This window comes from Aquiflexum sp. (genome assembly GCF_977115555.1).
This window is the reverse complement of sequence record NZ_CDSBKL010000651.1, coordinates 1-1,284: the sequence shown is the minus strand read 5'-3', so window position 1 is coordinate 1,284 and position 1,284 is coordinate 1. Positions and strand designations below refer to the sequence as shown.

At 39.2% G+C, this 1,284-nt stretch carries 1 protein-coding gene and 1 pseudogene; both read left to right on the top strand.

What is annotated here, in order from left to right; genetic code table 11:
• Positions 1 to 195, top strand: a pseudogene (locus tag ACZFYI_RS20435) (alpha-amylase); the annotation flags it as partial.
• 70 nt (positions 196 to 265) lie between these two features.
• The gene (locus ACZFYI_RS20430) at positions 266 to 1,177 is read left to right on the top strand and encodes a diacylglycerol/lipid kinase family protein (RefSeq protein WP_462525960.1); all 912 of its coding nucleotides are present in this window, start codon (positions 266 to 268) and stop codon (positions 1,175 to 1,177) included.
• Positions 1,178 to 1,284: the final 107 nt, after the last annotated feature.

Here is a 1,284-nt window from a genome sequence, read left to right as displayed (position 1 = left end):
GATTCGGATTCTTTCGGATTTGAACTTGAAATTCCGACGGAAGTCATTCAGACCTTGAAATTAACAGATGGTGAATACACAATGTCCGAAAAACTGTATGGCGCCGTCAATCCTGTTTTGAATATCCAGGAAGGAAAGGGAATAGTAAGGGTAGAATTGAAGCCTTTGGAAAGTTGGGTTCTGGAGATTCAATAGATTTAAGATTTCTCAAATATAGAGTTACGCTCTTTTCAAATCCCAAAATCCCTGTCTAGTTATATGGAAAATGGCAAATAAACTGCACATTGCCTTCATTGTTCATGGAAAAGTAAAAGGCAAATCCGGGCTTTTGACGAAAATTACTGAGCATTTCCAGCAACTTGGAATATTGACTTTCTATATTACTGAGGTAGATAAAAGCGGAATTATGTGCACCTTGGAGGCGCTCCGTAATGGTGCGACTACCATTGTTGCTGTGGGCGGAGACGGAACAGTGAATGAAGTGGCAAATGCAATTCTTGCATATCCTGAGGCTTCCGGGTTAAATATGGGAATCCTTCCTTATGGTAAGGGAAATGACTTTTGCCGGACTATGGGAATCAACAGGGATTTGGCCAGGCTCCGAGAAAATATCCTTTATTCCAAATTCAGAAAAATTGACGTGGGAGAGCTGGAGTTTACAGGAAATGGAAACAAGGCATCCAAAAGATTTTTTGTGAATATTGCCGATATAGGTTTGGGTGGATTTGCCACACAGATGTTGCGTACCGGGAGCTCATTTTGGGGATCCAATCTGACTTATTTTTTTGTCATTTTGCGTTCGTTTTTAAATTACAAACCTGTCAATGTCAAGTTTTTTTCACCACAATTTGAATTGGAAAGTCCTGTCATGAGTATCTGCATGGCAAACGGAAAATTCTTTGCAAGTGGTTTAGGAATTGCACCGGAAGCTAAAATAGATGACGGCTTATTGGATTGGGTATTTCTTTGCAAAATCTCGGTTTGGGATTACATAAAGAAACTTCCAAAATTAAAAACCTCAAAAAAAATCAATCATCCCCAAGTATTCTATCATCAAGGAACTGAATGCAAAATCAGTGGAAAATACCCCATACCTATAGACATGGATGGTGAATTTGTCGGCTTCACTCCATTAACCTGCCGAATTGTCCCCTTGGCTTTGACTGTCTTGGCATAAAAAAAGGAACCAAAAAATTGGTTCCTTCATCTTCTTAGCTTCTTGATTTTATACGTAATTATTCAACATCACCGGCATAACAAGCATCAGGATATCTTCATTGTCTG

Coding starts and splice junctions, on each gene's coding strand:
- ACZFYI_RS20430 (WP_462525960.1), top strand. CDS start 266: ATGGCAAATAAACTGCACATTGCCTTCATTGTTCATGGAAAAGTAAAA.